The sequence below is a fragment of the Rhodanobacter ginsenosidimutans genome, assembly GCF_042655685.1.
In the GTDB taxonomy this organism is placed as follows: Bacteria; Pseudomonadota; Gammaproteobacteria; order Xanthomonadales; family Rhodanobacteraceae; genus Rhodanobacter; species Rhodanobacter ginsenosidimutans.
The window spans coordinates 74,529-99,762 of record NZ_JBHSMM010000004.1 but is presented as its reverse complement, the minus strand read 5'-3'; the positions used below and the strand labels follow the sequence as shown (position 1 = coordinate 99,762).

The following is a 25,234-nucleotide window of genomic DNA, read 5'->3' as shown; positions in this document are numbered from 1 at the left end:
CTCGCGCACGTTGCTCCATCCACTTCCCGGTATTTTTTCCATGCTCGACGCGGTACTCAATTTCCTCAACGACGGCCTCACCGGCGCCAGTTGGGTGCAGAAGCTCGTTTACCTGCTGATCATGACCCAGCTCACCATCTTCACGGTGACGCTGTACCTGCATCGCAGCCAGACCCATCGCGGCGTGGATTTCCACCCGGCGCTGGCGCACTTCTTCCGTTTCTGGGGCTGGCTCACCACCGGCATGGTCACCCGCGAGTGGGTGGCGGTGCATCGCAAGCATCATGCCAAGGTCGAGACGGCGGAAGACCCGCACAGCCCGATGATCTACGGCATCAAGAAAGTGTTCTGGGACGGCGTCTCGCTGTACCGCGATGCCTGCGAGAACAAGCAGGACATGGTGCAGTACGGTCGCGGCACGCCGGACGACTGGGTCGAGCACAAGCTCTATGGCGCGCACCCGTACTGGGGCCCGGCGCTGATGCTGGTGATCAGCGTGGCGCTGTTCGGTGTGATCGGCGCCGCGATGTGGGCGCTGCAGATGGTGTGGATCCCGTTCTGGGCCGCCGGCTTCGTCAACGGCATCGGTCACTGGGCCGGCTACCGCAACTTCGAGAGCGCCGACACCGCGCGCAACCTGATCCCGTGGGCGTTCTGGATCGGCGGAGAAGAGCTGCACAACAACCACCACGCCTTCCCCAGCTCGGCCAAGTTCGCGCTGCGCAAGTGGGAGTTCGACATCGGCTGGGCGGCCATCTGCGGCCTGCGTGCCGTGGGCCTGGCCAAGGTGCTGCGTGTGGCGCCGTCGCTGGACGTGCGCCCCAACGTGCGCCTGCCCGACGCCGACACCCTGAAGGCCGTGCTGACCCACCGCTTCCAGGCCATGACCGACTACTACCGCGGCGTGATCGTGCCCACCCTGCGCGAAGAAGCGACCCACGCCGGCGACAACATCAAATCCATGCCGCGCCGCATGCGTCGCGCCCTGGCCGACGGCGGCCGCTGGCTGGATCAGGACAGCAGCGCAAAACTGCAGGCCGTACTGGCCCGCCGTCCCACCCTGCAAACCGTCTACGACTTCCGCAACCGCCTCGCGGCCCTGATGGAACAGCGCGGCGCCGAGCAGGCGCTGAAGGGCCTGCAGCAATGGATCCACGAAGCCGAGGAAAGTGGCATCCGTGCGTTGCAGGACTTCGCCCAGCGGCTGAAGGGTTATACGGTCGCCAACGCTGCCTGAGTATCGCCGGCACATGTGTTTCGACAAGACCCGCCATTGGCGGGTTTTGTTTTTGGGAAAAGGGAACGCGATGCGACCAGCCTTGTGGTGCGGTGGGTTTGGAAGGCGCGGTTTTCCCTCAGTCGTTCAGGCTGAAGTAGGCGCGTGGCGGCGAAGTCGGAGCCCTGCGGCGATGCTGCTCTTCGATTCCACCGTTGCGCGGCTACGCTCAGGGTGAACAGTTGGATGTGCGGTGCTTCAGCCCTCCCTACCTCGTTCCCCAACAAAAAAACCCACCATGGAGGTGGGTTTTTATGACGCTGAAAGGCACTGGATCCCGGATCGTCGCTGCGCGACGTCCGGGATGACGTTCTGACAAAGCCACTCGCGCATAGCGCGAGCGGGTCAGAACGTCACTTGATCTTGCCTTCCTTGTAGATCACGTGCTTGCGCACCACCGGGTCGTACTTCTTGAACTCGAACTTTTCCGGCGTGTTCTTCTTGTTCTTCTTGGTGGTGTAGAAGTGGCCGGTACCGGCCGAGGAGATCATGCGGATCTTGTCTTGTGTCTTGTTAGCCATGGCTCAATCCTCAGACCTTTTCGCCGCGGGCGCGCATTTCGGCAATCACGGCTTCGATGCCATTCTTGTCGATCGTGCGCAACGCATGGTTGGAAACGCGCAGTTTGATCCAGCGATTCTCGCCGGGGACCCAGAAGCGACGCTCATGCAGGTTGGGCAACCAGCGGCGACGGGTCTTGTTGTTGGCGTGCGAGACGTTGTTGCCGCTCTGCACACCCTTTCCGGTGACTTGACATACACGGGCCATGACGACCTCCGTTGAATGGCTTTTTTGAAGCCTGATTTGCCGCCCGTTGGCCAGGGCAGCATCGGCCCAGCGGCGCCTGGGCGCCCCGCGATGCTGGAGGTGGTGCTGTCGCGTGTCGTGAATCCGCATCGCGTGGCGGATGGCCCAAAGCATCAGGTCGACGTGGCGAGCCGCGTATTCTCCCAGAAAAACAGGGCAATGCGCAATCATCGGTGCGGAATGCGCGTGCGCGAGTGGGGGATGTATGGAACAATCAGCCCCTTTGAATCGACGCAAGCGCGTTCCAAGGGATTTCCGATGGCAGAAGTAGTCAACAACGGCCAGGCCAATGGCCAGGGCAGCCAGCCGCAACTGATGTTGCAGAAGATCTACGTGAAGGATGTCTCGTTCGAGGCGCCCAATGCGCCGCAGGTGTTCCAGGCCATGGGCGAGAACGAGCAGCTGCAGCCGCAGATCCAGCTCAACGTGGGCCAGAAGGCCACCGACCTGGGCAACGACCTGTACGAAGTGGCGCTCAGCCTCACCCTGACCTGCACGCTGGGCGATCGCACCGCGTACCTGGCCGAGGTGGAGCAGGCTGGCCTGTTCGGTATCGCCGGTTTCAGCGAGGAAGAGCACGCCGGCATCATCGGCAGCTACTGCCCGAACCTGTTGTTCCCGTACGCGCGCCAGGTGATCTCGTCGCTGGTGCTGGAAGGCGGCTTCCCGCCGTTCCTGTTGCAGCCGATCAACTTCGACGCGCTTTATGGTGAACAGCAGCGCCGCATGCAGGGCGGCGACGAGGCCCCGACCACGCTCAACAGCTGAGTCGAAAATGGCTGATCTCCCGACCATGGTCGTGCTCGGCGCCGGCTCCTGGGGCACCGCGCTGGCCGCGCTGAGTGCGCGCAACGGGGTGCCTACCCGCCTGTGGGGGCGCGATGCCGCCGCGCTGGCGGCGATCGCGCAAACCCATCGCAATCAGCGTTACCTGCCGGATGTGGAACTGCCGCCGGAACTGCGTTGCGAGAGCGACCTGGCCGCGGCCCTGCGTGGCGCGGACATCGTGTTGATCGCGGTGCCCAGCCACGCCTTCGCCTCCATGCTGGTCGAGGTGGCGCCGCTGCTGGATGCGGGCAGCGCGATCGCCTGGGCCACCAAGGGTTTCGAGCCGGGCACGGGCCGCTTCCTGCACGAGCTGGTGGCGGAACATTTGCCGGGCCGTGCCACCGCGGTGGTCACCGGTCCGTCGTTCGCACGTGAGGTGGCGGCTGGCCTGCCCAGTGCCGTCACCGTGCATTCGGAAGACGAGGCCTTCGCGCGGCAACTGGCCGGCCTGTTGCACGCGCCGAACCTGCGCGCGTATTCGGGCAGCGACGTGCTCGGTGGCGAGCTCGGCGGCGCCATGAAGAACGTGCTGGCCGTGGCCACCGGTATCGCCGACGGCATGGAGCTGGGCCTGAACGCCCGCGCCGGCCTGATCACCCGCGGCATGAACGAGATGCTGCGCCTGGGCATGGCCCTGGGTGCGCGCCCCGAAACGCTGATCGGCCTGTCCGGCCTGGGCGACCTGGTGCTGACCTGCACCGGCGACCTGTCGCGCAACCGCCGTCTCGGCCTGGCATTGGGCCGCGGCGTGGCGATCGACGAAGCCCTGCGCCAGATCGGCCAGGTGGTGGAAAGCATCCTCACCGCCGACGAAGTGAACCGCCTGGCGCTCAAGCACGGGCTGGATCTTCCCATCAGCGCGGCCGTGCACGCCGTGCTGCACGGCGAGGTCACCCCGGTGGATGCGTTGCGCCGGCTGATGGCGCGCGAACAGAAAGCGGAATACCCGCCGGGCCTGTTCCGCACCCACTGATCAAACCGCGGCCAGCCGGCCACGTTAGCGCGAAAACGTGCCGCGTGCTCGCACCGACCGAACCCTGTTTCCGGTGAGTGGCAAGTGTGCCGCCAATGCGCGGCGCGCCTGCTAAGCTCAATGTTTTGCTTGTCGCCATGGACCGCATGCGCATGCAGCAACCGGACGGGAAACAGCGCGCCGGCGGCGCGTCAGCCAACGCTGACGACACGCTTCCGTTAGCGTGGCGACGACTGCTGGCCAAGCCGCGCGTGGCGGCGGCCGACGAGCCGGTCGTGCTCGGCTTTTTCCTTGAAGTGATCCCGCAGGACAACGCCTCCTTCGCTTGCATGGATGCCGCGCCGGTGTTGCTCACCGTGGCCGAACACGGCCGATACGCGCGCCCGGTTCCATTGGACAGCCGCCATCTGGTGCAGGTGACACTGGCGCCGCACGAACAGCGCCTGGCCGCCACCGTGCTGGGCCTGCCGCAGAGCGTGCGCAAGGGACGCAGCTATGCGCGGCTCAGCGGTCACGTGGGCGACACCCTGCTGGCCGAGATGCTGGATACCGCGCCCTGCTTCCTGGGCGGCCTGGGCGGCTTGCGGCTGTCGCGCAGCCGGCCGCATCCGCTGAATTGGCATTGGTCGATGGCGCCCGACGGCAGCCAGCGCCTGCTGCCGTTGCTGCCCAACAGCCAGCGGCTGCTGCGCATCGATGCCTTGTGGTACCTCGACGCCGAACATGCGGCGCTGGGTTTGCTGGACGCCGCGGCGGAGGAAACCCGCTGGCTGGAATTGCCGCCGCTGAAACCCGAGGACGGACATCGCCTGCGCGACCTGCTGCCGGCCAGCCGGCTGGCCACGCGGCTGCCGCCGCCGCAGGTTTTCGGCGAGATGCGCCGATCCGAACTGGCGCCCAAACCGGTATTGACCCTGCATGCATTGACCCGCCACGCACGCCTGGCCGCCGGCACGCCGCCGCTGGCCTATGCGCGGCTGGCCTTCGATTACGCCGGCGAGCGGCTCCCCGGCCGCGGCGGCGAGCCGCTGGTGCGGCGCGTGCGCGACGGCCAGCTGGTCGAGATCACCCGCCGCCGCGCGGAAGAACTCTCCGCCATGGAGCAACTCGAACGCGCCGGGCTCACGCCGGGCGTGGATACCGAGGGCCTGCCCTGGGACGTGGCCGAAACCCTGCCCGAGGACGCCTGGCTGTTCCCCGGCACCGGCCACGCCGGCGCGCTGGAGGTCAACACGCCCGCGCGCTGGCTGGCGCTGCGGCCCCGGCTGGAGGAGGAAAACTTCCAGCTGGAATACTCGCCCAGCTTCCCGTTCGAGGTGCTCGAAGGCCCGGTGCGCTGGTACGGCCAGGCGGTGGAAGACGCCGACGATCATGCTTTCGACCTGGAGGTCGGCATCGAGCTGGACGGCGAGCGTCATAGCTTGCTGCCCGCCGTGGCGCAGGCGCTGGCCGAGCACCAGTTGAACCTCAGCCCCGCGCCGAACGAGCCGGAGGATGCGGTGTGGTACGCGCCGGTCGATGCCCGTCGTCGCGTGCCCGTGCGACTGAAGGAATTGCGCGGGCTGCTGGCGCCGCTGGCCGAATACCTGGAGAAACCGCGCCAGAAACTGCACCTGCCCAAGGTGCAGGCCGGCCGGCTGGAAGAGCTGGCCGCGGCCATGCCCGGTGGTGGCACGCTGGATGCGGCCGAGCCATTGTTCGGTTTTGCCGCGCGCCTGCGCGATGCGGCCGAGCGCGCCAGCGATGTCGTGCCCGAAGGACTCACGGTGGAACTGCGCCCGTACCAGCGCGAGGGGCTGCGCTGGCTGAACGCGCTGGCCGAAGCCGGCGTGGGCGGCGTGCTGGCCGACGACATGGGCCTGGGCAAGACGTTGCAGCTGATCACCCACCTGCTGTCGCTGAAACAGCACGGCGCGCTGACCCAGCCAGCGCTGGTGGTGGTGCCGACCAGCCTGATCCCGAACTGGCAATCGGAAATCGCCCGCTTCGCGCCGATGCTGCGCGTGCTCACCTTGCACGGGCCGCAACGCGCCGAGGAATTCACCCAGCTCGGCGACCAGGACATCGTGCTGACCAGCTACGCCTTGCTGCCGCGCGATGTGGTTGCGCTAAGAAAGCAGGCCTTCGCGCTGATCGTGCTGGACGAGGCCCAGCAGGTGAAAAACCCCCGCACCCAGGCGCGCCGCGCGCTGCTGAGCCTGCGTGCGCCGCGCTTCGTCTGCCTCACCGGCACGCCGCTGGAAAATCACCTGGGCGAACTGTGGTCGCAGATCGATCTCGCCGTGCCCGGCCTGCTGGGCGACGAGGGCGCGTTCCGCCGTCATTACCGCGTGCCGATCGAGAAACAGCGCGACGAGGAATGCCAGCAGCGGCTGAACCTGCGGCTGGCGCCGTTCATCCTGCGCCGCACCAAGGCGCAGGTGGCCACCGAATTGCCGCCCAAGACCGAGATCACCCGCCGCGTGGTGATGGAAGGCCGCCAACGTGATTTGTACGAAGGCCTGCGCCTGGCGCTGACCGAGGAGCTGCGCGAGGTGATCGCCCAGCGCGGCATCGCCCATTCCGGCATCGTGGTGCTGGATGCGCTGCTGAAGCTGCGGCAAGTCTGCTGCGACCCGCGGCTGGTGAAGCTGGAGGCGGCGCAGGGCGTGCACGAGTCGGCCAAGTTCGAACTGCTGATGGATATGCTCCCCGCGCTGATCGACGAAGGCCGCAAGGTGCTGCTGTTCTCCCAGTTCACCGGCATGCTCAAGCTGATCGCCGCCGAGCTCGACCGCCGCCACATCCCCTACGTCACCCTCACCGGCGACACCCGCGACCGCGCCGAGCCGGTGCAGCGGTTCCAGAACGGTGAAGTGCCACTGTTCCTGCTTTCCCTGAAAGCCGGCGGCGTGGGCCTCAACCTCACGGCGGCCGACACCGTGATCCACTACGACCCGTGGTGGAACCCCGCCGCCGAAGCGCAGGCCAGCGACCGTGCGCACCGCATCGGCCAGGACAAGCCGGTGTTCGTGTTCCGCCTGATCACCAGTGGCACGGTGGAAGAACGCATCGAGGAACTGAAAGCACGCAAGGCCGAACTGGCCGACGCCGTGCTGGAAGGCGGTGGCACCCGCGAAAGGCTCAGTTTCGACCAGCTCGACCTGGATACGCTGCTGGCACCCAGTTGAGTCAGAGAGAAGTGCGTCTCCAAGCAACTGGATTACACGGAACATTTTTGATGCCGTTATTGACGCAAGGAAATCTGACTGCTAGTGTCGAAATGCGCCCGAGGCGCAGTTACTGGGGTTCATTAGTTCTAGTTATGGTTTGATTATTATCAACGGAGGATAAAATGAAATCTAGTTTTAGATTGTTGGCATGCGCGACGGCCCTCGCTGGGATCGGTGGATTGACGATCAGCAGTTCGGCATTTAGTCGTCCCCCAACTAGCTATTTCGAAACCTATAACATTTACTACAATAACGCGTCACATGCCGCTGTGGTCGGTGTGAGACATTATTACTGCGATGGTAGGGTGAATAATTGGGGAAAAGTCACTCCTTACAAGATTGAGCAGGGGAAGGAATGTGTTAGCGGCGGTCCCGATGGTCCGGATCCCGGTGATCCCGGTTTTGATTGGCCCATTGATTGCACCACGTTAGACCCGGTATATGGCTGCCATTAGTTTTGGTTCGTTATGGCAAATCCAAATGGTTTTCCCGTAACTTCGGGGCCATTTTCTGCGGTTAAGCCTGTGGGGGATATGGTGCCAACGAATGAATAGTTCGTCCGTTGGCGCCATGGTTATGGTGCGCCTCGATGCTGTAAAACGTAACTACTCGGTTGGTGGACAAGCTCTTGTCGCACTGGATGACGTTAGCTTCGAGCTGCCGCAAGGCCAGTTCATGGCGATCGTGGGCTCGTCGGGCTCGGGCAAATCAACGTTGTTGAACATACTCGGCTGCCTTGATCGTCCCGATAGCGGAAGATATTTGTTGGATAACGTCGACGTATCCACCTTCGACGACGAAAGTGCTAGCGATTTTCGCAATCGGCGTATTGGTTTCGTGTTCCAGTCGTTTCATCTGCTGCCGCGGCTGAGCGTGCTGGAAAACGCTTTGCTGCCGCGACGTTTTTTGCGTGGGCCAGATGAAGGGTTGGAGCAGCGTGCCCACGCGCTGCTCCAACGCATGGGCTTGCAGCGGCATCTGTCGCACCGACCCGACCAGCTTTCCGGCGGCCAGATGCAGCGCGTGGCGATCGCCCGAGCGCTATTAATGAAACCAGCCCTGTTGTTGGCCGACGAACCCACCGGCAACCTCGATTCGAAAAGTGCCGCCGACGTGCTGGCCCTGTTCACCGAAGTGCATGCGTCGGGCCAGACTGTAGTGATAGTCACTCACGACGCCGACGTGGCCGCACGGGCGCAACGGCAGATTAGTTTGCGTGATGGGAAGATCGAGCATGATTCTGCGGTTTGACTCGCTGGTGTGGTCACTGGCGCTGCTGCCGCTGCCCGTGTCGGCCACGGTGTTCAGCGGCGAGGTGCAGGTTACCGGCGCGCAGGAGATTCTCACACCGTCGTCGATGAGTTCGCCGGTGGTGTTGCGCTACTACGTCGATGACGGCGCCCGGGTAAAGAAGGGCGACGATCTGCTGCGCATCGACGCTGGCCCGGCTGAAACCCAGTTGCGCACCTTACAGACGCAACTTGAGCAGGTGACTGTCAATAACGCCAAGGAGGTTGCCGAACTCGAACTCAAGCAGGCCGATGCCGAGTTGGCGTTGGCCGATGCACAAGCCGACCGTGATACCGCCGCGATTGATGCGGTGATTCCCAAGTCGCTGATCTCCGCGCTCGATTACGATCGCTACCAGGGCGAGATGCAACGTACTGATAGCGTTTTGGCGCTGAAGAAGCTGCAGGTTACGCAAGCCGTCGAGGCGGTCGCACGGCGTCGCGAGGACAGCGAATTGGAGTTGCGTAAGCTGCGTTTGTCGCTGGACTTCTATCAAGGCCAAGTGACTGGCGCGGTGGTGCATGCGACGCGCGACGGCACGGTGACGCACGGCGTCGACAACCTGTTCGGTTCCGTGGGCCGTTACGAGGAAGGTTCCCTCAGCTATCCCGGCACTGAAGTCGGCGAAGTGGTGGGCGATGGCGATAGATATACCGTGCGCGGCTGGGTGCTGGAACCCGACCGCGTTGGCTTGCGAATCGGCCAACCGTTGCAACTGCATTTTGATGCGCTGCCAGGCAGCAGTGTGCGCGGCAGCATCGAGGCAATTAGCGGGGCCTCCACCAGCAAGAGCGAGTGGGGTAACGGACGCTATTACGAGGTAGAGATCGCACTGCCGGACAAGTTCGATCTGCCATTGCGCCAGGGCATGAGCGTGCGGGCGGATAGCGACGTCGACGATGTCGACGCTCCTGCCGCCTCCCCCGCGGTCGTCAGCGCCGAAACGCTGGAGATGGATGGCGAGATCTACGCGCAACGGAGCCTTGCGATCTCGCCGCCCGTGGTGGACGGGATGTGGCAGATGACGGTGGCCCAGATGGCTGGCGATGGCGATATGGTGAAGAAGGGCGACATGCTGGTGGTGTTTGAAGGCGCCGAGGTGCTCAAGAACCTTACCGCAAAACAGGGCGAGCTGGCCGAGAAAGTACGCAAGCGGGAGCAACTTCGATTGGATCTAGCGGATCGTGCGCGCGAGGCCGAACTAGCCACCGCACAGGCGCAGGCCGAGATGGAAAAAGCACGGCGTAAGGCCGACCAACCTATGGACTACATCGCACGAGTGGATTACCAGAAGTTGGTGGTAGCGCGGCGCAAGGCCGAACAGCGCCTATCTCTTATCGCACACCGCCAGCATGTGGCGACGCTGGAACGTGTGGCCGAACAGCGCATGGCAGACGAGGAAGTGGTACAGCTCGAAGGTGACGTGAAACAACTGAATGAGTCGTTCGCCACGCTCACAGTCAGGGCGCCGCGCGACGGCATCGTGTTGCATCAGAATGACTGGCGTGGCGGCAAGACCGATGTTGGCTCGCAGGTATGGCGTGGCCAGTCGGTGGCGCAGATGCCAGAATTGTCGACGTTGGCCGTGCGCGCCGCACTGCCCGAGCGAGACCTTACCCATGTGCGCCAGGGCCAACGCGTGAGCGTGATACTGGCCGGCGGCGGTGACCGTAGCTTGGGCGGCAGCATCGCGGAGGTTGGCGGCACGGTGCACAGCAAGTCGCGGGTCGCGGCGGTGCCGGTTGTCGATCTGGTCGTGAAGCTGGATCCGGGCCGGTTCAACCTCAAGCCCGGCCAGTCGGTGCAAGTACGCATTCCAGTGGCGAAGTGAGCGCCCCATGAAGCGCGCATGCGCATGGCTTCTTTTGCTGCCGTTACTGGGGGGCTGCAAACCCCCAGATACCGATCACACCGTATTGGAGCAGGCGCAGGCGATGCCGCTGGAATTCAGCGTGCTGGGCGAGGGCGATCTGCAATCGACCAAGCCGACACCGTTGTTAGTACCCGGCGCGCAGTGGACATCGCGCCAGCTGAACTGGATGCTGCCCGATGGCAGCATGGTGGCCAAGGGCGACCTGGTGGCCCGATTCTCGGCCGAACAAAGCAAGCAGGATCTGGCACAAGCGCGCATCGACCTCGAGCGCAACTTGCTGGCGCGTGCCGCCAAGCAGGCCGAACTGGACGATAAAAACGGCCAGCTTGATGTGGACCTCACCCAGGTGATCGCGCAGTACGTGATCGCCGAACGTTACGCCAACGCCACGCTGGATGCGATCGCACGCAACGACATCCTCGACGCGGTGCAGGACGTGCATTACCTCGACGTGCGCCAGCGCATCCTGCACTGGCGAGAGGACCAGTCTACCGCGCGCGGCGTTGCCGAGCTGGCCGTGCTGGATGCGCAGCGCAGCAGTTTCGACACAGTGGCAAAACAGAAGAAGGCCGATCTGGATGCGTTGGAACTGCGCGCGCCGCACGCCGGTATATTGGTACTGGAAAAGGACTGGACCAACCAAGTGCCGCATGTGGGCAGCAGCCTGTACGCGGGCAACGCTTTCGCCAACCTGCCTGATCTGGACGTGCTCGAAGTGCGGCTCACCGTGCCGCAGATCGAGGCGCAGGGCATCAAGGTCGGTGACAAGGTGGAACTGCATCGCTGGGGTATGCCGGCGCAGACCGTGAAATCCACCATCAACTGGGTCGCCTCGACGGCGCAGCAGCGCAGCCGCGTAAACCCGGTCAAGTACCTGATGATGAAAATGTCCGTGCCGGCCGAGGTGGCGCGCAAGTACGGCTGGCTTCCCGGCCAGCGTTTCGTCGGCAAGATCATCCTGTTGCAAGTGGCGAAGGGCTACAGCGTGCCAAACGTGGCGCTGGGCGGTGCCGACGGCAAGCCCAGCGTAAAGGTGCTGGAAGATGGCAAGGTGATCCGCCGCACGCTGAAGCTCGGCGTGCGCGGAGCTACCCGCACGCAGGTGCTGGAGGGATTGCGGCCGGGCGATCGCGTGTTGCTGGGCGACACGGATGCCGAGGAGTCACAATGATTCCCACACTGTGGCGTGAAGCGATCGAGGAACTCTCGCGGCGCAAGCTGCGCACCATGCTGACCCTGCTCGGCATGATCTTCGGCGTCGGCGCGATCGTGGCGATGCAGGGCGTCGGCGAAGGCAGCCGGCGCGAAGCGTTGAAGCTGGTCGACAGCCTCGGCTTGCACAATCTGATCGTCGAGGCCAAGAGTCAGGACGGTGATGCGCTGAAGGAAGCCCGCGCGCGCAGCATGGGCCTTACCGTCGCCGATGCGCGCGCCGCGCTCGACGTGGTGCCCTCGGCCGAGCATTACGCCGCTGAAAAGCGGGTCACGCGCTGGGGTGTGTTCAGCGACACTGGACATGCCGACGCAGAGATCAGCGGGATTAGCCCGGATTATTTCCAACTCGCCTCGCTGCGTGTGGCCGAAGGCCGCGCGCTCACTGTCGAAGACGACGACAAGCTCACCGCGGTCGCCGTGCTCGGTCATCAAGTGGCGCATGACCTGTTTCCCGACGGCAAGCCGCTGGGCCGGTTGCTCAAGGTCAACCAGGTGTGGCTGCGCGTGGTCGGTGTACTGGCCGACCGCGACCTGAGCCAGGACAAGTTTGAGGGCGTGTCGCTGGGTGCCGACAGCAACCGGGTGTTCGTACCGCTGTCCAGCGCGCGGGCGCGTTTTCGCTTCCAACCGATGGAAGACGAGATCGATCGTTTCCTGCTGCGCCTCAAGAATCCCGAAGGTCTCGCTGCTGGTGCGCGTGTGCTCACCGAACTACTGGGCCAGCGTCATGCCGGTGCCAGCGACTACCGGCTGATCGTGCCGCAACAGCTGTACCAGCAGAACCAGAAGACCCAGCGCATCTTCAGGGTGGTGATGGGCTCGATCGCTGGTGTCAGCCTGCTGGTTGGCGGCATCGGTATCATGAACATCATGTTAGCCAACGTGCTGGAGCGACGCCGTGAGATCGGCCTGCTGCGCGCGATCGGTGCGCGCCGACAGGACATCGTGCAACGCTTCCTGCGCGAGGCGTTGGTGCTTTGTGCCTCCGGCGCGTTGATCGGATTATTGTTCGGCGCGCTGTTGGCCTATGCGATTGCCGCGTTTGCCGGCTGGGAGGTGGCGTGGGCGCCGGTAGGGGTGATCGCCTCGGTACTGGTGTGCATGCTTATCGGGTTGGCCTTCAGCATCTACCCCGCACGACAGGCAGCGGCGCTCGACCCGATCGCGGCAATCCGCGACGAATAGCGGCGGATCGCCCGTTCAGCGCATTGTTGACACACGCGTGCGCAGCAACGCATCCACCGACTGCTGCCACTGCGGCGACCCGGGCTCCGATTGCGGCGCTTCCTGCCCCAGCTTGTGCTGCACGGCCTGGTTCCATTCGGCGGAGCCGTGATCGGGGCCGTGGCCGTTGTCGCTGATGGCCAGTGTGCGGTCGACCCACGCGTACCAGCCGGGCGAGCCCAGCGCGGCATTCGCCGGTGGGGTGTTGGCTGGCTGGGTTTGCTGTGCGGCGGTGGGCGCGTCGGCCGGCGGCGTGGGCGAGCACGCCGTCAGCAAGAGCAGCAGGGGAATACAGGCGACGAATCGGCGCATGGTCATTCCTGTGGCGGAGGGCGGCTTCGAAGCCTAACCGGGCGGCCTGCGCAGAGGATTAATTTTTCATCAGCAAGCCGTTGCCGGTTGCGGTGTTCAGTTGCGCGCCGCAACCTCGTCGATGTGCAGCAGCAGGTCGGCCGGGTCGTCGTACACGCGGAAGGCGCCCGATTCCTGCAGCTCGCCGCGGCCGTAGCCGCCGGACAGCACGCCCACGCCCAGCGAATGCGCGCGCTGGGCCGCCAGCATGTCCCACACGCTGTCGCCGATCACCAGCGACTGGTGGATGTCCACGCCCAGGCGGCGCGCCGCGGTCAGGAACAGGTCCGGGTCCGGCTTGGCGTGGCGCACCTGGTCGCGGGTCACCACATGCACCTTGGCCGGGTCGACGCCCAGCGCCTCCAGGTTGGCCGCGGCGGTCGCCATGCGCCCGCTGGTGGCGATGGCCCAGGGGATGTCCTGCGCGGTGAGGTAATCCAGCAGTTCGCGCGCGCCGGGCAGCGGGCGTATGGCGCTGGCCGCGTGTTGGCGGTTGTAGGCCTCGGCGTGCCACTTACGCAGTCGCGCGAGGCGCTCTTCGGTGATTTCCAGCCCGGTTTCGCGCAGCAGGATATTGGCGAACAGGCCGCCGCTCATGCCGATCTTGCGGTGGATGCGCCACACCGCCAGCTCCACGCCTTCGCGCTCCAGCGCTTCCTTCCAGGCCAGCACGTGCTGGTAGACGCTGTCGACCAGCGTGCCGTCGAGATCGAACAGGAAAGCAGTGTCGCTGCGTGGCATCGGGGTTCTCCAGTAAGTAGTCGACGCCAGTATGACGGTCAGGCGATGAGCGCGGCGACAACAAGGCGCGTGCGATCGCGATTGGCCGTCCAGACGGGCCGATGGTCGCGGGTCGATGCCGGCCTCAGGCTCGCCATCAGCGTGGTTTCAGCGCATCCGGCGTGGTCCTGATAGCGCTGTCAATTTTGCCCGGGAGAAGCCCACAAGGCGTGCCCGGTTTCCTGCATCGCCAGCGCGGCGGCGCCCAGCAGGCCCGGTTCCGAATGGGTGATCGCCACCGTGGGCACCTGCTCCATGGTGTCGCGGAAGCGGCCCTTGGCCTCGAAGCGCTCGCGGAAGCCGCCATGCTGCAGCCACGGCAGCAGGCTCGGAAGTACGCCGCCGGTGAGGTAGACGCCGTCCCAGCCGCCCATGGTCAGTACCAGGTCGCCGGCCACGCTGCCGAAAATGCCGGCCAGCGTCTCCACCGTGCGCACGCACAGCGGGTCTTCGCCGGAGACGGCGCGGGCGGTGATGTTTTCCGGCGTCAGTTCCTCGACCGGCTGACCGGCGATGTCGGCCAGTGCAAGGTAGAGGTTGACCAGGCCGTTGCCGCAGATCATGCGTTCGTTGGAGACGCGACCGAAGCGCTGGTTGAGCCGGTGCAGGATCTCCACGTCTTCGGCAGTGTGCGCCGCGAAGCCAGCGTGGCCGCCCTCGCTTTCCAGCACGCTGCAATTGCCTTCGCGCAGCAGCAACCCGCCCACGCCTAGACCGGTACCCGGCCCCATCACCACGAAGGTCTGCGAGGCATGACTGCCCAGCCGGGGCAGTGGCGGCGCACCCACGGTCACCAGGTCTTTCGGGGTCAGCAGGGTCACGGCCATGCTCTGGGCGGCGAAGTCGTTCACCAGCCGCACCGAGTTCATGTCCAGCTTGTCGCGCAGCAACTGCGCCGAAACCGCCCAGGGGTTGTTGGTGATCTGCACCGTCTCGCCGTCGGCGATGCGCCCGGCGGCGGCGATGATCGCGTGCTTCGCGCTGAAGCCGGTGTCGGCGAAATACTGCCGGATCGCCTCGGCCAGGGTGTCGAAATCCTTTACCCGGTAGCGGCGGATGCTGTCGGTCAGCAGCGGCGCGGTCAGATCGGTGTCCGCCAGTGCGAAACGCACGTTGGTACCACCGAGATCGGCGAGCAAGGTCGGGGTACGGCTGGGCTGACTCATGATCTTCCTGGCGACGGGAAAACCCCTAGCGTGCACGTTGCGGCGGCTGTTCGTCCAGTGTTTTACCCAACCATACGTGGTGGAATGGGCCTTGAAGGCCTTCCAGTCGCCGTTTCAGGGGCGCCGTTTTGCGCCCTGGCGCTAAAATGGCGGTTATCGATTTCGCGAGCCCACACCCATGAATTTCCCCGCCGTCCGCATGCGCCGCATGCGTCGTGACCCCTTCTCCCGCGCCTTGATGCGCGAGCACACCTTGCTGCCCAGCGACCTGATCATGGTGGCGTTCGTGATCAACGGCAAAGGCCAGCGCGAAGCCGTGCCCTCGATGCCGGGCGTGGAGCGGCTGTCGATCGACGAATTGCTGAAACTGGCCGGCGAATGCGTGCGGTTGGGCATCCCCGCGCTGGCATTGTTCCCGTCGCCGGGCGCCGCGGTGAAAAGCGAGGACGCCGCCGAGGCGTGGAACCCGGATGGCCTGATGCAGCGCGCGACCCGTGCGCTGAAAGCTGCCTACCCCGATCTGGGCCTGATCGGCGACGTGGCGCTCGATCCGTACACCACGCATGGCCAGGACGGCCTGATCGATGCGGACGGCTACGTGATGAACGAGCCCACCGTCGAGGCGCTGGTGAAAATGGCGCTGGCGCAGGCCGAAGCCGGCATGGATTTCGTGGCGCCCTCGGACATGATGGACGGCCGCATCGGCACCATCCGCGACGCGCTGGAGGAAGCCTGCCACATCCACACCCGCATCCTGGCCTATTCGGCGAAATACGCCTCCGCGTTCTACGGGCCGTTCCGCGACGCGGTGGGTTCGTCGGCCAACCTGGGCAAGGGCAACAAACACACCTACCAGATGGACGTAGGCAACAGCGACGAGGCGCTGCGCGAGGTGGAACTGGATATCAGCGAAGGTGCCGACGCAGTGATGGTGAAGCCGGGCATGCCTTATCTGGATGTGCTGCGCCGGGTGAAGGACGCTTTTGGGGTGCCCACGTTCGTCTACCAGGTCAGCGGCGAATACGCGATGTTGAAAGCGGCCTCGCAGAACGGCTGGCTGGATGAAAAGGCGGTGGTGCTGGAGTCGCTGACGGCGATGAAACGGGCGGGGGCGGATGCGATTCTGACGTACTACGCGATCGACGCGGCGAGGTGGTTGCGCGGGGAGTGAACTCCGCCCACTGGCACAATGGATCGCGAGCGGGAGCGCTTCAGTTTTATTTCTCAGGGAAGTTCATGGAATACACGATGGCCGAGATTTTCCAGCCATGATCGGTGCGGATCAGAAGCCAGGATTCGCTTCCGATGTTTTTCTGGATTTCCATCGCTTTCGAAAACAAAATCGAAACGGTTGGGGTGAGGGGGACTTTCCGCGGCGCACTACATGCGGAAGGTCAGGGTTCGAATACTTCGACTTGAGCCATCGCATTGCGAGCATGGTGCGGCGCTAAGGCGCGCCGCCGCGCGGCCCGGTCAAGCGAATCTCGTACACATGCGGCCAGCGTTTGCCGGTGACGAACAGCCGGTCATGCGTGGCGTCGTAGGCGATGCCGTTGAGCACGTCGTTGGCGGGGTCGGGTGTGTCTTCGGGTCGCGGTGCCAATCCGCTCAGGTCGATCCAGCCGACCACCTTGCCGCTGGACGGGTCGATGCGGGCGATGCGCTGGGTCAGCCACACGTTGGCGTAGATCTGGCCGTTCACCCATTCCAGTTCGTTGAGGTTGGGCAGCGGATCGCCGTCGGCGGTGACGTCGATGCTGCCGACCTGCTGCAGGGTTTCCGGATCGAGCAAACGCAGGGTGGGGGTGCCGTCGCTCATCAGCAGGTGCGTGCCGTCGCTGGTCAGTCCCCAGCCTTCGCCGGGGTAGCTGAAGCGCGCCAATGGTTTTAGCGTGGCCAGATCGAAGACGAAGCCTTGCTGGCCGCGCCAGGTGAGTTCGATCAGGCGGTCCTTCCAGGCGACGATGCCTTCGCCGAAAAACCCCGGCCCCGGCGTGGCCTGCTGCTGCAGCACCTTGCCGCTTTGCAGGTCCACCTTGCGCACGAAGGATTGCCCCACGTTGCCGGTGCCTTCGTACAAATAGCCGTCCAGATAGAACAGGCCCTCGGTGTAGGCGTGGGTGTCGTGCGGCCACGCGTGCGTCACGGTGTAACCGTAAACCGGCACGTTGCCGGCAGCCGCCGTCGCGCCGACGAGGGAAGTGCCAAGCAAGGCGATAACCATGGCGAGTCGTTTCATGGCGCCATGATGCCGGAGCCGTGCGCCGCTGTGTCAGTGACGGGTCACCCCGGCCGGGGCGGCGCATGGAATAATCGAGGCTTGCGACGAAGCCGGGATACGCGTGGAAAGTCACCAATTTTTGCAGACGGCGGTGGTCTTTCTGCTGGCCACGGTCATTGCCGTGCCGTTGACCAAGCGGTTCCGGCTGGGCTCGGTGCTGGGCTATCTGCTGGCCGGCGTGGTGATCGGGCCGCCGTTGCTGGGGCTGGTCAGCGATACCGAGGGCGTGGCCACGATCTCCGAGTTTGGCGTGGTGCTGATGCTGTTCGTTATCGGCCTGGAGTTGTCGCCGCAGCGGCTGTGGGTGATGCGCCGCTCGGTGTTCGGCACCGGCTTGCTGCAGGTGGTGGCCACCAGCATGGCGATCGGCGCGGTGGCGTATTACCTGTTCGGCCTTACCGGCAAGGCGGCGGTGATCGTGGGCGGCAGCCTGGCGCTGTCCTCCACCGCGTTCGGCCTGCAGATCCTGGCCGAGCGCAAGGAGGCCGGCTCTGCCTACGGGCGCCAGGTTTTCTCGATCCTGCTGTTTCAGGATCTGGCCGCTATCCCGTTGATCGCCGCGGTGCCGTTGCTGGCCTCGTCGACGGCGCAGAGTTTCGACCTGCTGGCGATCGCGCGCACGGTGGCGGTGATCGTGGCAGTGGGCGTGGGTGGTCGCTACCTGTTGCGGCTGGTATTCCGTTTCGTGGCGCGCGCCGATTCGGTGGAGGTGTTTACCGCCACCGCCTTGCTGGTGGTGATGGGCGTGGCCTTTCTGATGGAGCTGGCGGGGTTGTCGGCCACGCTGGGCGCGTTCCTGGCCGGCATGCTGCTGGCGGATTCGGAATACCGGCACGAGATGGAATCCAACATCGAGCCGTTCAAAGGCCTGCTGCTGGGGCTGTTCTTCATCAGCGTGGGCATGTCGATGGACTTGTCGCTGCTGCTGAAACGGCCCGGGCTGATTTTCGGCCTGGTCGCGGCGTTGCTGGTGCTGAAGGGCCTGCTGCTGTGGCCGCTGGGTCGTTTGCTGGGCGGGCTCAACCGCTCGGACACGCTGCGCCTGGTGGTGCTGCTGGCCTGCGGCGGCGAATTTGCGTTCGTGGTGCTGCGCCTGGCGGCGGAGAAGCACCTGATCGCCGTGGCCCAGCGTGATGCCTTGGTGCTGACGATCACGCTGACCATGGCGCTGACGCCGCTATTGGTGGTGCTGGCGTCGCGGGGCCTGCAGCGTGGGCCGAAAAAGCCTTCGCGCGAGTTCGACGCGATCGATACCGATACGCCGCGGGTGATCATCGCCGGCTTCGGTCGCATGGGCCAGATCATCGCCCGCGTGCTGCGCGCGCAGGGCATTCCGTTCGTGGCGCTGGAGCATTCGGCCGAGCAGGTCGATGTCTCGCGCCGCTTCGGCACCATCAACCTGTTTTTCGGCGACCCCGCGCGGCCGGAGTTGTTGCGCGCGGCGCAGGCGGAAAAGGCCGAGGTATTCGTGCTGGCCACCGATGACCCGGAGGCGAACCTGCGCACGGCGCGGCTGGTGAAGCGACAGTATCCGCACCTGAAGATCATCGCCCGCGCGCGCAATCGCCAGCACGTGTTCCGGCTGATGGACATGGGGGTGGACGAGCCCATCCGCGAAACCTTCCACTCCAGCCTCAAGATGACCCTCAAGACGCTGGAGGCGCTGGGCCTGACGCATGAATTCGCGGTCGACCGGGTGGAGCGGTTTCGACGCTACGACGAGGATCTGCTGAAAAAGCAGGCGCTGGTCTACGACGACGAAACCAAGCTGATACAAAGCACCCGCGATGCGCTGGTCGACCTGCAGAAGCTGTTCGAGGCGGATGCGGAGCCGGGGGCGGAACGGGAGCGCGAGAAAGGCACGGTGCGGCCCGAGGAGTCCTGAGGGAAGGAGTCAATCAACGGCAGCGTTTAGCCGTCCAAACACTCTGCTTGCAGCATAAAGGCAAGAGCGCCCTCATCCGCCTGCGGCACCTTCTCCCGCGCAGCGGGAGAAGGGAAGACGGTGCTCAGTCGGCGGGTTGCGCCGGCTGGCGCAGGGTCTGTCGCACGCTGGGGATGGCGCTGGCGCGGGCGGCCAGTTCGTGGGCGATGTCGATGTAACCCAGTTGCCGCGCTACGTCGGCGGCGGTGCGGCCGAACGCGTCGGCGGCGTTGCGATCGGCGCCGCGTGACAGCAGTACGCGGGCCGGCGGCAGCAGGGCGTGCATGGCACAGGCGTGCAGGGCGGTGACGCCGCGCTGGTCGGCATGCCCGGCGCGCGCGCCGGCTTCCAGCAGCACCGGCACCAGTGCGCCGATGTGGGTGGCGTCGCATTCGCTGCCCGGCCGCAACTGCGCGCCCAGCAACAACAGCAGCGGCGTCATGCCTTCGTTGTCGGCGCGGTTGATGTCGGCGCCGTGCTTGAGCAGCACGTCGAACAGGCGCCGTGCCCGCAGGCTGTCGTTGTGCTCGAAACCGAACTGCGCTGCCGCATGTAAGGCGCCACGTCCGCGCGCATCGACGGCGCCGAGTTCGGCGCCCGCCTCCAGCAGCATTTCGACGATCTCCGGATAACCCATCGCGGCGGCCACCATCAACGCGGTCGCTTCGTTGGGCAGGCGCTGGTCGACGGCGACGTCGCGTTGCAGCAGCAGATTGACCAGGACTTCGCGGCGCGCCGCCACGGCGGCGCCCAGCGGCGTTACGCCATTGCTCGCGGCCAGCGTGGCATCGGCACCGGCATCGAGCAGGTGGTTGGCGATGTCGCGATGGCCGGCGCCGCAGGCGTGCAGCAGCGCGGTGGCGCCGTGCGGGTCGGGCGTGTCTACGGCGAAGCCGAGTTCCAGCAGCCGCTGCACCGCGGCGGTGGCGCCGGCGGCTGCGGCCAGCGGCAGGTCGCCGGCGCGCAGCGGGCGTCGCGGCAGGCGCCAGTCGGCCCAGTTCAGCCAGCGCTCGATGGCAGGGTCTTCCAGCGCCAGGCCCAGCGGGGTTTCGCCATTGGCGTCGGCGGCCTCGGGATTGCCGCCGTGGGCGATCAGCAGGCGCACCAGCGGCAGGGCTTGCGGGCCGTGCTCGAGTGCGGCGAACAGCGGCGTGCGGCCTTCGCGGTCGCGGGTGTTCGGATCGCAACCGCGCGCCAGCAATGCTTGCAGTACGTCGGTTTGCGCGTTGACCACGGCGAGATGCAGCGGCGAACGTTCGCGCGCATCGGGGCCGAACGGGTCGGCGCCGCGCTCCAGCATGTCCAGCGGCAGCGCGTTGAAGTCGGTGCTGCCGTGCAACCGCACCAGGGCCTGCGCCAGCAGCCCGGCGCCGGCCGGGCTTGCGCCGGCCTGCAGCAATTCCCCGACCGCCTCGGCCGAACCCGGAAGCCGCTGCAGCAGGGCGTCGAACAGCCGCCACCCCAGCGGTGAAAAAGCGGTTTCGGTCGGATCGCCGGCATCGGTTTCGGCGTCGTCCAGTTGCTGCGTGGGCAGGCGCGCTTCGGCGTCGAGGCCGTGATCCAGCAGCCAGCACCGCGCATGGCGCAGGCCGGGGGTGGCCAGTTGCAGATACAGCTGCGCCAGCTCGGCGGGCGGCCATTGGCGCACGCGCTCGGCGAAGCCGGAAACCACGGCCCAATGGCCGAAGCGCAGCGCATCGAGCAGATGCGCCGGTGTGTCGGAACCCTCGGCCAGGGTGTCGTGGCTGAGGTTGGCCGGCAGCGGCGTTTCCGGGTCCAGCAGCGCCACCAGATCCCAGCGGCCGGCGGCGGTGGCATGGTCGAGCGCGCTGCGGCCGTCGCTGCCGGGGAGTTTGGGTTCGGCGCCGAGCGCCAGCAGCGCACGGACGGTTTCGGCGTGGGCGTGCGGCGACTGGCAGGCCAGGGTCAGCGCGTCGCGCCCGTGTTCGTCGCGCTGGCGCGCGTCCGGTTGCGCCTCGGCCAGCAGTTGCACCACGCCACAGGCGCCGGCGCGGGCGGCTTCCATCAGCGCCGTGCTGCCGTGCTGGTCGACCAGGTTGACGTCGGCACCGGCAGCGCGCAGGGCGCGGGCGATCTGTTCGTGGCCTTCCGCGGCGGCGGCCTGCAGCGCGCTGCGATGGCGGGCATCGACCGCGTTGACCGCCGCGCGATGCTTGAGCAGCAGCTTCACCCCAGCCACGTCGTCGTCGGCGATGCCCGCCGCGGCGACCAGTGCCGGTTCGCCATCGGCGGGGGCGGGTTTGGCGCCGTGTTCCAGCAGGAATTTGGCCAGCGGCCAGTTGGCGGCGCGGCAGGCGCCGGCCAGCGGGCTGATGCCGGCCTTGTTCAGCGCGTTGATCGGCGCGGCGGCATCCAGCAGCATCGCCGCGACACCGGGTTCGGCACTCAACGCGGCGCCATGCAGCGGGGTGTTGCCTTCGGCGTCGGTGACGGTCGGGCTGGCGCCATTGGCCAACAGCGTGAGTACCGCCTCGGGCCGGCCGTGGCGGCTGTCGCGGGTGGCGGCCAGCAGCGGCGTCAGCCCGCCGGAGGCGCGATTGACGTCGGCGCCGCGGGTGATCAGCGCGCGCAGCAGGCGGGTGTCCGGCAGTAGCGCCGCCAGCATGAGCACGGGGCGCTGGTCGCGATCGGCGGGATCGGGCGCGGTATCCGGATCGGCACCGGCCTCGATCAGCGCCAGCGCCCGCTCGATGTCGCCGTCGCGGGTCGCCGCCAGCAAGGCCTGGGCCTGCTCGGGCGTGCCGGCGATGCGCTCCTGTTCGTTCAACGGCACCGGTGCCGGGCGCGGTGGATTCTCCACATCGTCCGCCAGCAGAGGCCGTTTGCGACCCTTGCCGCTGCGCGTGCAAAGCAGGGCACGCAAGGTGCGGTTGGCTACCACCAGGCAGCCAAGCGGCAGTACCACCACGCCATAGACGGCCAGTGCGGCGATGCGCAGCTCCGAGGGCAGCACGCCGTACAGCCCGGTGAGCGCGATGGCCACGAACGCCATCACCAGCAGCGAAAAGGCCGCCGGCAGGAAGTGGCTGAAAAAACGCTCCTCGCTGGACAGGTGGCGACCGAACGCCAGGCTGCGCAAGGTGGCGGTGAAAATCCATGAGCCGTCGCTTTGTTGCGGGTAGGCGTCATCCCATACGAACACCAGCCCGAACGCCGGCCACAGCCGCCACAGCACCGCCAGCGCAATCACGCAGGTGGCCGCCAGCGCCAGCGCGGCGCTCAGCCCGTGTGACAGGTTCAGTTGCAGCATCGGCCACGCCACCAGCACGAACACCAGTGCGGTGTAGCCGGTGAACATCACCAGGTGCGCCGCGCCCCGGCGCAACACCGTCCGTACGAAGCGGGGTTCCGGGTCGAAGCCGATGGCATGGCAGATGGCGGCCATCGTCAGCGCGTTGGCCAGCAGCAGAGGAATCAGCGTCAGCGGGTGGGTGGCCAGGCCGGCGGCGGCGACGGCGAGCAGCCCCGGAATGAACCAGGCAAGGGCATGCGGGAGGGGCGGGCGGCGTCGCGATTTGGGCAGGGTCATGTCGACAGTATAGAAACCGTGACGAATCCAGACGATAACCCAGCGTTAACGCGTGCGCGTGCGCTGCCGGCCCTGTATCCGGTGATCTTCAATCGTCGCGGTCGCCGTGGAGTTCACGCCGGTAGGCCGGGTGGTTGGCGGCGGCCAGGGTTTCCTGCGGCGGCACCTGCAGATGCCAGCCCTGGGTGCGCAGGTGATCGAGTACCTGCAAGGTGTCCTCGTTCGGCAGCTTGCGCTGCTCGTCCAGTTGCACCTCCATCACGAAGCGCAATTCGCCCAGCAACAGCATCAGCGATTCGGGCAATACGTCGAACGCATCGCGCTCGGCCAGCCACACGTAGCTGTCGTGTTTGCGCAGGCTGGCGTAGACAAAACAGGGCATGGCGGGCATCCGGAAGGGGGTGCGGCGATTCTCCACGGTACCACCTGAACCTGCCAGCCTGGCCGTCTGCGACAGGCCCCGCCCCGTTTGCTCCGGAAACCGTGTTTGCGGGCCGTGGACATTGCTGCTGCCACACTTGCAACTGCTTGGCAGAGTGGGCAAAGTGCCCAAAGGTCGTTCAAACGATTGTATTAATTTATACAGAACTACCACCCCGAACCGGGCCCCGTACGAACAAAAGCAGGAGCAAGCGATGCAAACTTCATTCCGTATCCTTTCCGGCACCGCCCGGCCGCTCACGCTCGCCGCGTTGAGCCTGGCCATCGTGGGTGCTTTGGTTGCGCCCTCCAACGCCGATGCCAGCGCCTTCCAGTTGAAGGAAAACAGCGCCAAGGCCATGGGCCGCGCCTATGCCGGCTCGGCTACCGCTGGCGGCGACGTGTCGGTGGTGGTCAACAACCCCGCCGCGATGAGCGACCTCAAGGGCACCTATCTGCAGGCCGACGTCACCGCCATCAACTTCAGCACCAAGTTCAGCGGCACGGCGACCGACGCCAATAAACTCCCGATCGATGGCGGCAACGGCGGCGATGGCGGCACCACGTTGCCGGTGCCGGCATTGTTCTTCGCCACCCAGGTCAGCGATCGCATGCATCTGGGCTTCGGCTTCTCCGTGCCGTTCGGCTTCCAGACCGAATATGACCGCAACTGGAAGGGCCGCTACGGTGCGGTCAAATCCAAGTTCCAGTCGCTGGACGCCACCTTGTCCGCCTCGTTCGATGTCACCGACAACTTCAGCCTCGGCGCCAGCGTGATCGCGCAGAAGACCTCGGCCGAGTTGACCAGCGCCATCAACTACAACGCGGTGGGCCTGAGCATCCAGCAGGGCATCGGCGCGAATGCCGCCGCTGGCGTGGCGAAAATCCAGGCCGCCGCTGCCGCCGGCCAGCTTTCGCCGCAGGCCGCCCAGGCGATGATTCAGGCTGCCATGCAGGAAGCCCAGGCTGCCGCCGCGGGTGTAGCGGCCGCCACGCCGGTCGGTGGTGACGGCTTCGCCCGCATCAAGGGCGACGACTGGGCCTACGGCTGGCAGTTGGGCGGCTACTGGAAGCTCAGCCCCAACGACAAGCTGGCGCTGAACTACCGCTCCAAGATCAGCCACACCCTGGAAGGCACCGGCAACTTCACCACCACCGCCGGCTACGACGCACTGCTCGCCAACCCGCAGCTGGCCGCCTCCATCCCGCCGTTCCAGCACACCACCGGCACCGCGGACTTCACCACCCCGGCCGTGGCCAGCGCCAGCTACTGGCATCAGGCCGAACGCTTCGGCCTCGGCATCGACCTGGCCTGGACCAAGTGGAGCGCGTTCCAGGATCTGACCGTGAACTACGGCAACAGCCAGCCGTCGACGACCGAGCACTACAACTGGCGCAACACCTGGTATGCGTCCGTGGGCGGCGACTACAACGTCAACGACAAGCTGACCGTGCGCGCCGGCGTTGCCGTCGACAGCACGCCGACGTATCTGGCCACCCGCAGCGCGCGCGTGCCTGACTCCACCCGCAAGCTGGCCACGGTGGGCCTGAGCTACCAGGCCAGCGACAACTTCGAGATCAACGCCTCGTACGCGCACATCTTCGTCAACAACGCGCACGTCGATACCATCGATTCCACCGGCAACCGGCTGGCGGGCAATTTCGAGGACTACGGCAACCTGCTCGGCGTGTCGGCCACGTACAAGTTCTGATTCCCCGACAAACCCGAGTCACGACCCAAGCCTCCCCGTGCGAACGGGGAGGCTTTTCGTTTCATGGGTCGCGCTCGCGATGTGGCGTCATGAGGCCGCCGCCAGGCGTCCTCGTACGCTATCCGTGCATGGCGCGCGTCCAATGTGCGCACGTAGACAACTCGGCTATACTGCGCGTCCGCCGCCATGCGCCTTGCATGGAACGGCCGGCCATCAATGCATGCGTCCGTAGCTCAGCTGGATAGAGTACCGCCCTCCGAAGGCGGTGGTCGTGGGTTCGAATCCCGCCGGGCGCACCACCTTGACTCTTTCCGCTTGCGCGATCGGCCATGCCGATGACCTTGCGCCGTTA

General features: G+C 65.9%; 20 protein-coding genes and 1 tRNA gene. 13 read left to right on the top strand and 8 right to left on the bottom strand.

Annotation, left to right across the window (positions count from 1 at the left end):
* Positions 1-40: 40 nt before the first annotated feature.
* On the top strand, positions 41-1,237 hold the full coding sequence (locus ACFPK0_RS14075; RefSeq protein WP_377341626.1) for a DesA family fatty acid desaturase: 1,197 nt from the start codon (positions 41-43) through the stop codon (positions 1,235-1,237).
* Between the two features lie 392 nt (positions 1,238-1,629).
* On the opposite strand, the gene rpmG is transcribed toward ACFPK0_RS14075, so the two are convergent.
* Complete coding sequence (rpmG, locus tag ACFPK0_RS14070) at positions 1,630-1,797, bottom strand: 50S ribosomal protein L33 (RefSeq protein WP_056084493.1); 168 nt, start codon at positions 1,795-1,797, stop codon at positions 1,630-1,632.
* Positions 1,798-1,807: 10 nt separating this feature from the next.
* Complete coding sequence (gene rpmB / locus ACFPK0_RS14065; protein ID WP_007081352.1) at positions 1,808-2,044, bottom strand: 50S ribosomal protein L28; 237 nt, start codon at positions 2,042-2,044, stop codon at positions 1,808-1,810.
* A 297-nt stretch (positions 2,045-2,341) separates the two neighbouring features.
* On the opposite strand from rpmB, the gene secB reads away from it, so the two are divergent.
* The 8 genes from secB (at position 2,342) to ACFPK0_RS14025 (ending at position 12,659) form a co-directional block, all read left to right on the top strand.
* Positions 2,342-2,851: a protein-export chaperone SecB gene (gene secB / locus ACFPK0_RS14060; protein ID WP_056085141.1), complete on the top strand. Its 510-nt coding sequence runs from the start codon at positions 2,342-2,344 to the stop codon at positions 2,849-2,851.
* A gap of 7 nt (positions 2,852-2,858) precedes the next feature.
* Complete coding sequence (locus ACFPK0_RS14055) at positions 2,859-3,884, top strand: NAD(P)H-dependent glycerol-3-phosphate dehydrogenase (protein WP_377341623.1); 1,026 nt, start codon at positions 2,859-2,861, stop codon at positions 3,882-3,884.
* Between the two features lie 152 nt (positions 3,885-4,036).
* Positions 4,037-7,054, top strand: a complete 3,018-nt coding sequence (locus tag ACFPK0_RS14050) for a DEAD/DEAH box helicase (protein ID WP_377341748.1) — start codon at positions 4,037-4,039, stop codon at positions 7,052-7,054.
* Positions 7,055-7,218: 164 nt separating this feature from the next.
* Positions 7,219-7,551, top strand: coding sequence for a DUF6289 family protein (locus ACFPK0_RS14045; protein ID WP_377341621.1), 333 nt, complete (start codon positions 7,219-7,221; stop codon positions 7,549-7,551).
* 91 nt (positions 7,552-7,642) lie between these two features.
* The gene (locus ACFPK0_RS14040) at positions 7,643-8,347 is read left to right on the top strand and encodes an ABC transporter ATP-binding protein (RefSeq protein WP_377341619.1); all 705 of its coding nucleotides are present in this window, start codon (positions 7,643-7,645) and stop codon (positions 8,345-8,347) included.
* A complete protein-coding gene (locus tag ACFPK0_RS14035) occupies positions 8,331-10,217 on the top strand; it encodes an HlyD family secretion protein (RefSeq protein WP_377341617.1) in 1,887 nt (628 codons plus the stop codon). The genes ACFPK0_RS14040 and ACFPK0_RS14035 overlap by 17 nt, the downstream gene beginning before the upstream one ends.
* 7 nt (positions 10,218-10,224) lie before the next feature.
* Positions 10,225-11,430 (top strand): efflux RND transporter periplasmic adaptor subunit, encoded by a 1,206-nt coding sequence (locus ACFPK0_RS14030; protein WP_377341615.1) that lies wholly within the window; start codon positions 10,225-10,227, stop codon positions 11,428-11,430.
* Positions 11,427-12,659, top strand: a complete 1,233-nt coding sequence (locus ACFPK0_RS14025; protein ID WP_377341613.1) for an ABC transporter permease — start codon at positions 11,427-11,429, stop codon at positions 12,657-12,659. The genes ACFPK0_RS14030 and ACFPK0_RS14025 overlap by 4 nt, the downstream gene beginning before the upstream one ends.
* A 15-nt stretch (positions 12,660-12,674) precedes the next feature.
* On the opposite strand, the gene ACFPK0_RS14020 is transcribed toward ACFPK0_RS14025, so the two are convergent.
* The 3 genes from ACFPK0_RS14020 to glk form a co-directional block, all read right to left on the bottom strand.
* Positions 12,675-13,010, bottom strand: a complete 336-nt coding sequence (locus ACFPK0_RS14020) for a hypothetical protein (protein ID WP_377341611.1) — start codon at positions 13,008-13,010, stop codon at positions 12,675-12,677.
* Positions 13,011-13,106: 96 nt separating this feature from the next.
* Entirely contained in the window at positions 13,107-13,790 is a 684-nt protein-coding gene (locus tag ACFPK0_RS14015) for an HAD family hydrolase (RefSeq protein ID WP_056084503.1), read from the bottom strand.
* A gap of 179 nt (positions 13,791-13,969) precedes the next feature.
* Positions 13,970-14,995, bottom strand: coding sequence for a glucokinase (gene glk / locus ACFPK0_RS14010; protein ID WP_377341609.1), 1,026 nt, complete (start codon positions 14,993-14,995; stop codon positions 13,970-13,972).
* A 178-nt stretch (positions 14,996-15,173) separates the two neighbouring features.
* Between glk and hemB the strand changes: the two genes are divergently transcribed.
* Entirely contained in the window at positions 15,174-16,166 is a 993-nt protein-coding gene (gene hemB, locus ACFPK0_RS14005; RefSeq protein ID WP_377341607.1) for a porphobilinogen synthase, read from the top strand.
* Between the two features lie 276 nt (positions 16,167-16,442).
* Here hemB and ACFPK0_RS14000 read toward each other — a convergent pair whose 3' ends face one another.
* Positions 16,443-17,234, bottom strand: coding sequence for a glutaminyl-peptide cyclotransferase (locus ACFPK0_RS14000; RefSeq protein ID WP_377341605.1), 792 nt, complete (start codon positions 17,232-17,234; stop codon positions 16,443-16,445).
* A gap of 103 nt (positions 17,235-17,337) precedes the next feature.
* Between ACFPK0_RS14000 and ACFPK0_RS13995 the strand changes: the two genes are divergently transcribed.
* Positions 17,338-19,161, top strand: a complete 1,824-nt coding sequence (locus ACFPK0_RS13995; RefSeq protein WP_377341603.1) for a monovalent cation:proton antiporter-2 (CPA2) family protein — start codon at positions 17,338-17,340, stop codon at positions 19,159-19,161.
* Between the two features lie 124 nt (positions 19,162-19,285).
* On the opposite strand, the gene ACFPK0_RS13990 is transcribed toward ACFPK0_RS13995, so the two are convergent.
* Together ACFPK0_RS13990 and ACFPK0_RS13985 are read right to left on the bottom strand one after the other, a co-directional pair.
* Positions 19,286-22,750: an ankyrin repeat domain-containing protein gene (locus ACFPK0_RS13990; protein ID WP_377341601.1), complete on the bottom strand. Its 3,465-nt coding sequence runs from the start codon at positions 22,748-22,750 to the stop codon at positions 19,286-19,288.
* An 88-nt stretch (positions 22,751-22,838) separates the two neighbouring features.
* Entirely contained in the window at positions 22,839-23,132 is a 294-nt protein-coding gene (locus ACFPK0_RS13985) for a YcgL domain-containing protein (protein ID WP_040670630.1), read from the bottom strand.
* Between the two features lie 253 nt (positions 23,133-23,385).
* On the opposite strand from ACFPK0_RS13985, the gene ACFPK0_RS13980 reads away from it, so the two are divergent.
* Both ACFPK0_RS13980 and ACFPK0_RS13975 read left to right on the top strand, forming a co-directional pair.
* On the top strand, positions 23,386-24,882 hold the full coding sequence (locus ACFPK0_RS13980) for an OmpP1/FadL family transporter (protein ID WP_377341599.1): 1,497 nt from the start codon (positions 23,386-23,388) through the stop codon (positions 24,880-24,882).
* Positions 24,883-25,104: 222 nt separating this feature from the next.
* A tRNA-Arg gene (locus tag ACFPK0_RS13975) sits at positions 25,105-25,181 on the top strand.
* The last annotated feature ends 53 nt before the right edge of the window (positions 25,182-25,234 follow it).

Coding starts and splice junctions, on each gene's coding strand:
- ACFPK0_RS14075 (WP_377341626.1), top strand. CDS start 41: ATGCTCGACGCGGTACTCAATTTCCTCAACGACGGCCTCACCGGCGCC.
- rpmG (WP_056084493.1), bottom strand. CDS start 1,797: ATGGCTAACAAGACACAAGACAAGATCCGCATGATCTCCTCGGCCGGT.
- rpmB (WP_007081352.1), bottom strand. CDS start 2,044: ATGGCCCGTGTATGTCAAGTCACCGGAAAGGGTGTGCAGAGCGGCAAC.
- secB (WP_056085141.1), top strand. CDS start 2,342: ATGGCAGAAGTAGTCAACAACGGCCAGGCCAATGGCCAGGGCAGCCAG.
- ACFPK0_RS14055 (WP_377341623.1), top strand. CDS start 2,859: ATGGCTGATCTCCCGACCATGGTCGTGCTCGGCGCCGGCTCCTGGGGC.
- ACFPK0_RS14050 (WP_377341748.1), top strand. CDS start 4,037: ATGCAGCAACCGGACGGGAAACAGCGCGCCGGCGGCGCGTCAGCCAAC.
- ACFPK0_RS14045 (WP_377341621.1), top strand. CDS start 7,219: ATGAAATCTAGTTTTAGATTGTTGGCATGCGCGACGGCCCTCGCTGGG.
- ACFPK0_RS14040 (WP_377341619.1), top strand. CDS start 7,643: ATGAATAGTTCGTCCGTTGGCGCCATGGTTATGGTGCGCCTCGATGCT.
- ACFPK0_RS14035 (WP_377341617.1), top strand. CDS start 8,331: ATGATTCTGCGGTTTGACTCGCTGGTGTGGTCACTGGCGCTGCTGCCG.
- ACFPK0_RS14030 (WP_377341615.1), top strand. CDS start 10,225: ATGAAGCGCGCATGCGCATGGCTTCTTTTGCTGCCGTTACTGGGGGGC.
- ACFPK0_RS14025 (WP_377341613.1), top strand. CDS start 11,427: ATGATTCCCACACTGTGGCGTGAAGCGATCGAGGAACTCTCGCGGCGC.
- ACFPK0_RS14020 (WP_377341611.1), bottom strand. CDS start 13,010: ATGCGCCGATTCGTCGCCTGTATTCCCCTGCTGCTCTTGCTGACGGCG.
- ACFPK0_RS14015 (WP_056084503.1), bottom strand. CDS start 13,790: ATGCCACGCAGCGACACTGCTTTCCTGTTCGATCTCGACGGCACGCTG.
- glk (WP_377341609.1), bottom strand. CDS start 14,995: ATGAGTCAGCCCAGCCGTACCCCGACCTTGCTCGCCGATCTCGGTGGT.
- hemB (WP_377341607.1), top strand. CDS start 15,174: ATGAATTTCCCCGCCGTCCGCATGCGCCGCATGCGTCGTGACCCCTTC.
- ACFPK0_RS14000 (WP_377341605.1), bottom strand. CDS start 17,234: ATGAAACGACTCGCCATGGTTATCGCCTTGCTTGGCACTTCCCTCGTC.
- ACFPK0_RS13990 (WP_377341601.1), bottom strand. CDS start 22,750: ATGACCCTGCCCAAATCGCGACGCCGCCCGCCCCTCCCGCATGCCCTT.
- ACFPK0_RS13985 (WP_040670630.1), bottom strand. CDS start 23,132: ATGCCCTGTTTTGTCTACGCCAGCCTGCGCAAACACGACAGCTACGTG.
- ACFPK0_RS13980 (WP_377341599.1), top strand. CDS start 23,386: ATGCAAACTTCATTCCGTATCCTTTCCGGCACCGCCCGGCCGCTCACG.